Source organism: Leisingera sp. ABD4_442 (genome assembly GCF_056160905.1).
The window spans coordinates 77,853-84,854 of record NZ_JBSWYB010000016.1 but is presented as its reverse complement, the minus strand read 5'-3'; the positions used below and the strand labels follow the sequence as shown (position 1 = coordinate 84,854).

Sequence of the window (7,002 nt, the reverse complement as noted above, 5' to 3'; positions counted from 1 at the left end):
GCTCGGCGCCGAAGCGCCGAGCCGGGCCCAACTGAGAGGGCAATTTTTCAAATTGACTGGAGCAGGCGGGAGCGCCCTGCCCGTCTCCTGGCCCTCTGCCAGGATCCTGGGCCTACCCCGCCAGCAGCCGCAGCCCCTGGGTCACATCCGAGCGCACCGCAAGGCGCAGGCCGGGCTCGTCGCCCGCCTTCAGGGCCGCGATAATCAGGCGGTGGTTCTGCGGCGGGTCGGTGCGGCGCAGGCGGCCGTAAAGCGCCCGCATCGTCGGGCCAAGCTGCAGCCAGACGGTTTCCGCCATCGCCAGCATCGCAGGCGCCTGGGCGCGCAGATAGAGAGTGCGGTGGAACTCCAGGTTGGTGCGGATATAACCGACCGCATCCCGTTTGGAGACCATTTCGGCAACATTGGAATTGATGGTCTGCAGCCGGTCGATCAGCGCCATATGGGCGCGCGGCAGGGCGCGGCTGGCCAGCTCCACCTCCAAGAGCGCGCGCAGGGCGGCCAGTTCCTCGATGCGTTCATTCGTCAGCTCCGGCGTCGAGACCCGGCCCGAAGAGGAGAGGAACAGCGCCCCTTCGGCGGCCAGGCGGCGCACGGCCTCGCGCGCGGGAGTCATCGAGACCTCGAACTCGCGGCCAATGCCGCGCAGGGTCAGGGCAGCGCCAGGGGTGATCTCGCCATGCATGATGCGGGTGCGCAAGGTGCGGTAGACACGGTCATGGGCCGGAAGAGATGCGGCGGAAGCGTCCGGAGAGGGGCGGGCAGTCAGAGTCATACCGCCTATGTGATCACAAAGCGCGCAGCGGTCAAGCGGACAGATCCGCGCGCGTGATCACAGACGGCCTGCAAGCCCGGCGAGGCTGAGGCCCGTACGCAGGCGGCGCAACGGGGCCTGCGCCGAATAGGGAAACCCCGCGGATGCCTGATCCACGGTGAGAGGTGCATTCTTTAGGCGTGCGCAGGCCGCGGCCGCCTCCTCAAAACGCCCAAGCGCTGCCAGGCTGGCGCAGCGCAGCACCAGGGCCTGCTGCGCTTCGGGCTGCAAAGACAGCGCTTCGGCTGCGGCCTCAGCAGCCGAAGCCTCTTCACCGGCGGCCAGATGAAGGGCGGATTGCAATGTCAGCACCTCCGGTGCGGGCAGCGGGTCCAGGCGGCGGACGCGCTCCAGTACCTTTTGCGCCGCGCCGCCCTGCCCCGCCAGATGCAGAAGCCAGCCCCGCAGGAGCTGACCATCAGCATCATTCGGAAACGCCTGGGCGAGGGTTTCTGCAACCTGCAGCGCCTCGGCGCCTTCACCGGCAAACTGCGCCGCCAGCGCCCGCAGCTGCAACACTGCAGACAGCGGGGGCAGGTCCGTTGCCATTTGCGCCGCCTCTGCCGCGCGCTGCGGCAGGCCCGGCAACGGGCCGGTCAGCGGATCCAGGTGCCAGTATGCGGCCAGTGCCCGGGCCTCCGGCCAGCCGGGCGCCATTTCCAGCACTTGCTGCAACGCCTGACCGGCGCCGCGCCGGTCCCCTTGCAGCATCAGCCCGCGGGCCTGCAGCAGCAAAAGCACAGCGCCGTCAGGAGTATCCGGGCGCGCAAGGTCCGGCAGCGGCTTGCCGAAGTAACGGATCACGCTGGCCGCCAGATCCGGCGCCAAGCCTGAGAGGGCCAAAGCGGGCTGCGGCGGCAGGATGCTGAGCGGCTCTGCTCCGGCTTCGCCGGCGGTGCCGCGGCGGGCCTGGAGGATTTCCAGCCGCACCCCCTCCTGCAGCGTGCCCGGAAAATGGCCCGCTACCACGAAATCCGCACCGAGCAGTGCTGCCGCCTCCCCCGGCAGCAGGCCTGCGGCGGCACGGGCGCTGGCCGGGGCGGTAATGCGGACGCCGGTGGCGGGGGCCAGGCTGCGGGTCACCTCCCCGGAAATTGCTTGGGCCAGGCCAGGCGGCAGCATGTCGGCCGTGAAGGGCAGCACCGCAATCACCGGGCTGCCCTGGAAGGACACAGCAGCAGGCCTGCCGGGCACCGGCGCAGCAGCGCCGTTCAAGCGGGCCGCCTGCTGCCACCCCCAAAGCCCGGCCACGGCTGCCGCGGCGCCCAGGCAGCCTGCGAGCAGCAGCAGCGTGGGCCGCATAGCCCTGGGCGCTGCCGCATCTGGCGTCTTGGGCATCTTGGGCGGCTGGGTGCTGCGGCGCAGGGCGGGCAGCGAGGTCAGCTCCTCCCCCAGGAAATACACCTGCACCGGATCAGGGATGTTCTTGACCTCATGCTGCCCGAAATCCTCAAAATCATAAGGGATGCGGTTGCGGACCTGGTCATAGGCCGATGCCGAGAGGGCAACGCCGCCAGGCTGTGCGAGGGCTTCCAACCGCGCGGCAATGTTCACCTCGTCGCCGTAGACATCGCCCTGCGCGATCAGCACCTCGCCCAGGTTGATCCCGACGCGCAGCTGCAGATGCCGGGTCCGCGCCGCATCCGCCTGGATCTGCGCTGCGGCCTCCACCGCTGAGATCACACTGGGAAACAATGCCAGCACCCCGTCACCCATCAGCTTGACGATACGGCCGCCATGGCTGCGGATGGCCGGCGCAATCAGGGTCTGCTGCTGCGCCAGCACCTGGTTCAGCGTGCCGGCCTCATCCTCGGCCATCAGGCGGCTGAAGCCGGAGACATCCAGCATGAAGATGGCGGCAAGGCGTCTTTGCGGCTTATCTGACACGGGGAACAGGCCTTTTGACCGGGAACTGGCAACTGGAACTTGGCGCCAGCTTAGCCCGGGCTTTCACCGTGTCAAAGCACTGATTTCATTCGCCGAACCGGTAGCGGTGCAGGCTGGCGCCGTTTTTGCGCAGCCAGGCGCGGGGTTCGTTCCAGCGGCCATGGATGCGTTCCACCGTGTCCCAGAACGCCTGCGAATGGTTCATTTCCGCCAGATGCGCCACCTCGTGAGCGGCGACATAGCGCAGCACCGCAGGCGGTGCCAGGATCAGCCGCCAAGAATACATCAGCCCGCCGTCCGCGGTGCAGGAGCCCCAGCGCGAGCGGGTATCGCGCAGGGTCAGGCGGCTGTAGCTCTTGCCCAGCCGGGCCGCATAGAAATCGGAGGCCTCGGCCAGCCGGTTGCGGGCCAGTTCCTTGAGATAGCGTTGTAGGGGCCTTCCCGGGCTGCTGCCCGGCACTGCGATGCGGCCCGCGTCCAGCAGGATGCGCCGTCCCTCTGCGCGTTCGATCACCCTGTTCTGCCCGTCGATGGGCAGCACCGCACCAAAGGCAGCCTCCACCGCTTGCGGGTGTTGCTCCAAATGCGACCTGATCCAGTCCGCCTTTTCCCCGGCGAAGTCCAGAGCGGCCTGTTCGGGAAGATTCTTGGGCAGGGTCAGAGTCACCCGCCCGTCCAGCGAGGAAATGCGCAGGCTGATCCGCCGCGCCCGTGCCGAACGGCGCAGGGTCAGCGGCACCGGCGGCTCCCCGGGCAGGTGATGTTCGGCCATACGCGCGCCCCTTTCCAGGCTTAGGCTTTGACAGTGCCCCCCTCATATGGCAAGGCACCGGAATCGTCGATACGACTCACCAGTAAATCAAGGGGATCCACATGCCCAAGGAAGAATGGGGTGTAAAGCGCGTCTGCCCCACCACAGGCAAGCGCTTTTATGACCTGAACAAGGACCCGATCGTCAGCCCCTACACCGGCGAGGTGGTCGAGCTGGATACCGGCAAGACCCGGATGATCGAGGCGGATGCCGAAGACGCGGCCACCCTGAAGGCCAAAGAGAACATGGACACGGATGACGTGGTCCTGGATGATGATGACGACGTCGATGTCGATCTGGGCGATGACGTTCTGGACGACGACGATGATGATGACAACGTCTCGCTGGACGACATCGCCGACATGTCGTCCCCGGACGACGATTCCTGAGACTGTTCAAGCGGTTCGGGGGCACAGCATGTTGTTCCCGGACCGTCCGTCCCGCGGGCCGGCAAAAAAATTGGAACCCGGCGCATTTTCCGCTTGCAGCCCGCGCCGCCGTCCCGTAAACGACGCTCACACCGCAAGACGGACCGCACCGGAAACGGAACGGACACTGAAAAGCGGAAAGGTTTGGGGCCTTAGCTCAGCTGGGAGAGCGCCTGCATGGCATGCAGGAGGTCAGCGGTTCGATCCCGCTAGGCTCCACCAAATCTTCAGAAAATGACAGGCACAATAGCTCTCAGTCCAAAGAGCACGTTTTGCCGGTTGACCCGACGCCGCCCGGGCCGCGGACACGCGCGCAGCCCGTCAGGATTGCCTCACAACCCAAGCAAGTTGATCCTGACTGTCCAGGCCACAGGAGCGATAGAAGCATTGCAGGGACCCGCAGACACCAATGCTGCCTGCCACCTGCCTATTCTGCCGGCCGGGGTTCCGGTTCTAACGCCTTGCCGTTCCGCACCCGTTCGCGGGTGCCGTCGCGCTGGCGGGCGGCCTGTTCCGGCCCCAGCGCCTCTGTCAGCGCATCCAGGCGCAAGCGGGCGGTGCGCGGCACTGTCCAGCCCTCGGCGCGCAGGCCCTCATGGCGGGCGCCCGCGGCCAGCTTCTTGTTGCGCTGATGCGGCTGCACGCTGTCCATGTAGCGCGGATCCACCTCCCCGGTGACGGTCAAATACCCTGCCTCCACCGCGCGGCGCACCAGGTCCGCACCGCGGGCACTGCGCACCACAATGGCGTTGGTGCCAGGATCGCTGTCTTCGGTCTCCGGATCCGGCGAACCGCCGGGCCAGGTGTCGGAGGCTGCGATATCCGCGGATTCGCCGATGCCATCAGGGCAGACCTTGCAGCGGAAGGGCAGCACCCACATGCTTTCATCCGTGCCCCAGAAATCGGTGTATCGTTTTTCCAACACGGTGCCGTCCGCCATCTCCACCCGGGTCGGGCCGGGGCAGCCGTAACCGCGGTAGCGCAGTCCGGTGACCTGCGCCGGGTCCAGCCCCAGGTCCTGCTCCAGGAACCGGGACATGCCCTGGGGCGGCATGAAGCCGCCGCAGACCGGCGTCAGCATATATTTGACAAGTTCATCCACCCGCGCGTCTGTCCGTGCCAGGTTGCGCAAGGCGGCGATGTCGCACGGCTTGCCAACAAAGGCAAAAGGACGTCCCTTGTCCAGCTGCTCCAGCACATCAATAAGCGGTGCCGTGGGGCCATAGCGGGAGCCCGCCCCGGCCAGAACGCCAGCGGCGGTATCCGAGACGGCGCGCTCGCCAAATGCCGGCATTTTTGCGGAGGCTTTGGCGTGGAGGATGAAATCAACCTCGCCGGTTTCGACCAAGAACATGCCCAGCGCCGTGAGCACCCCGCCGGTGGAGCCGATGTGCCGCACTTCCGGGTCGGCGGCATGGGCCAGGGACATATGCTGATAAGCCCCCCAGATCAGATCGTGTTTGGCGGCCCCATCCAGCTCCGCCTCCGGCAACCCCTCGACCCGGGTGCCGGGGCAGACATCCATGATGCGGTCGACGGTTTCATGGGTCAGATGCCCCTGCACCACCGGACGCTCATAGCCCGTTTCCGCCCTCTCCATGCGCACGGTCTGCGGCCCGGCCACCGACTGGCACAGGCCGCAGCCAATGCACATGGCGTCTTCGGTGATCCGGTTCAGGCGTTCTGCCGGGGTTGCTGGATGGATCCGCTTCGCGGTTCCGGTCTTGCTGTCAGACTGTGTCACTCCGGTCTCTCCCTGCCGCTGGCTGCAGGCCCGCGTTCGCATGCCGCGGGCCGCTCCGAGGTCAGCTGACCGCATCCGGAACCGGTATTCTTGTCCAAAAGCGACGGGCAAAGCGGCCGCTGCTAAGCCGGAATCCGCACCGCCGCGCAACCGCGTTCACGCAAAGCTCACGCAATGTGACGGCGCGAAAACTTGCCAGACGCTGTGCGGGCCTTAAGGTAGATCGCAAACGCAGCTTTTCGTGAGGCAACTGCATGAAAGATCTCGCCCCCGTGCCGGACCTAAGTCCGGAAACCGCGCAGCCGGACCTGCCCGCCAAGCCCCCGGGCCTGCACGAGCGGGCGCTGCACTTCCTGGCCCGGTTCCTGCCGCTGGCCTATTTCCGCCGCCCGCCCAAGATCATCATTATTGACGCCACCAACAGCTGCAACCTGCGCTGCCCGGTCTGCCCGGTGACCTTTGCTATGCAGCGCAAGCGCGGCATGATGAAGCCGCATGTGTTCCGCAAGATCATTGATGACTTCAAGGATCAGCGTGAGAAACCAGCGATCTATTTCAGCTTCTCCGGGGAGCCAACCCTGCATAGGGACCTGCCGGATTTCATCGCATATGCGCATGAAAACGGCCATGACACCTATCTTTCGACCAACGCCACAAGGCTGACCCCGGAAATGAGCGAGCGGCTGATCCGCTCAGGCCTCGCGCGGGTGAACCTCTGCATGGACGGGTTTTCGAAAGAGGCGCAGGAGACCTACCGGGTCAATTCCGATTTCGACAAGGTGAAATCCAGCATCGAGGAGTTCCTGACCATCAAGAAGGAGATCGGCTCCAAGTCGCCAGTCACGGTGCTGCAGACCCTGCTGACCAGCTATTCGGAACCGCAGATGGACGAGATGGAGACCTGGGCCAAGGAGGCCGGTTTTGACAGGGTGCGGTTCAAGACCTTCTCGATCGGGTCTTACACCTCTGCTGACCAGAAACGCGAGTTTGCGCATTTCCTGCCGCGCCAGAAAGAGCTGCGCCGCCACCCGCGCCACACCAGCCACGCCATGTGCACGGTGCCGTTGTTCCAATCGGTGGTATTCTGGAACGGCGACCTGGGCCTGTGCTGTATTGACTATGACCAGGTGATCCAGCTGCCCAATGTGGAACAGGACGGCTTTCTTGCCGCCTACCGTTCTGACGAGGCCGCCCGCGCGCGCAAACGCGGCTTCCTCAAGCAGTTCGGCATCTGCAAGACCTGCTCCTTCTCCAACGCCGAGAACATGGGCATTCGCCGCGACCTGAAGAAATAAGCGCGCAACCGGAGTTGCACGCT

6 protein-coding genes and 1 tRNA gene are annotated in these 7,002 nt (G+C 65.9%); 3 read left to right on the top strand and 4 right to left on the bottom strand.

The genetic code is table 11. The annotated features are described in order from the left end of the window. Positions 1 to 112: 112 nt before the first annotated feature. The 3 genes from ACXAHG_RS13755 to ACXAHG_RS13745 form a co-directional block, all read right to left on the bottom strand. The gene (locus ACXAHG_RS13755) at positions 113 to 775 is read right to left on the bottom strand and encodes a GntR family transcriptional regulator (protein ID WP_475041237.1); all 663 of its coding nucleotides are present in this window, start codon (positions 773 to 775) and stop codon (positions 113 to 115) included. 57 nt (positions 776 to 832) lie between these two features. Beyond that, on the bottom strand, positions 833 to 2,662 hold the full coding sequence (locus ACXAHG_RS13750) for an adenylate/guanylate cyclase domain-containing protein (protein ID WP_475058156.1): 1,830 nt from the start codon (positions 2,660 to 2,662) through the stop codon (positions 833 to 835). 124 nt (positions 2,663 to 2,786) lie between these two features. Then, positions 2,787 to 3,473, bottom strand: coding sequence for a M48 family metallopeptidase (locus ACXAHG_RS13745; protein WP_475058154.1), 687 nt, complete (start codon positions 3,471 to 3,473; stop codon positions 2,787 to 2,789). Between the two features lie 101 nt (positions 3,474 to 3,574). On the opposite strand from ACXAHG_RS13745, the gene ACXAHG_RS13740 reads away from it, so the two are divergent. Both ACXAHG_RS13740 and ACXAHG_RS13735 read left to right on the top strand, forming a co-directional pair. Continuing rightward, complete coding sequence (locus ACXAHG_RS13740; protein ID WP_475041233.1) at positions 3,575 to 3,901, top strand: TIGR02300 family protein; 327 nt, start codon at positions 3,575 to 3,577, stop codon at positions 3,899 to 3,901. A 185-nt stretch (positions 3,902 to 4,086) separates the two neighbouring features. Next, positions 4,087 to 4,162 (top strand) — tRNA-Ala (locus tag ACXAHG_RS13735). Positions 4,163 to 4,367: 205 nt separating this feature from the next. On the opposite strand, the gene ACXAHG_RS13730 is transcribed toward ACXAHG_RS13735, so the two are convergent. Continuing rightward, on the bottom strand, positions 4,368 to 5,684 hold the full coding sequence (locus ACXAHG_RS13730; RefSeq protein WP_475058152.1) for a Coenzyme F420 hydrogenase/dehydrogenase, beta subunit C-terminal domain: 1,317 nt from the start codon (positions 5,682 to 5,684) through the stop codon (positions 4,368 to 4,370). Between the two features lie 254 nt (positions 5,685 to 5,938). Between ACXAHG_RS13730 and ACXAHG_RS13725 the strand changes: the two genes are divergently transcribed. Further along, positions 5,939 to 6,979 carry a radical SAM protein gene (locus ACXAHG_RS13725; RefSeq protein ID WP_475058149.1) on the top strand — a complete coding sequence of 347 codons (1,041 nt, stop codon included), beginning with the start codon at positions 5,939 to 5,941 and terminating at the stop codon, positions 6,977 to 6,979. The last annotated feature ends 23 nt before the right edge of the window (positions 6,980 to 7,002 follow it).

Coding starts and splice junctions, on each gene's coding strand:
- ACXAHG_RS13750 (WP_475058156.1), bottom strand. CDS start 2,662: ATGCTGGATGTCTCCGGCTTCAGCCGCCTGATGGCCGAGGATGAGGCC.
- ACXAHG_RS13745 (WP_475058154.1), bottom strand. CDS start 3,473: ATGGCCGAACATCACCTGCCCGGGGAGCCGCCGGTGCCGCTGACCCTG.
- ACXAHG_RS13740 (WP_475041233.1), top strand. CDS start 3,575: ATGCCCAAGGAAGAATGGGGTGTAAAGCGCGTCTGCCCCACCACAGGC.
- ACXAHG_RS13755 (WP_475041237.1), bottom strand. CDS start 775: ATGACTCTGACTGCCCGCCCCTCTCCGGACGCTTCCGCCGCATCTCTT.
- ACXAHG_RS13725 (WP_475058149.1), top strand. CDS start 5,939: ATGAAAGATCTCGCCCCCGTGCCGGACCTAAGTCCGGAAACCGCGCAG.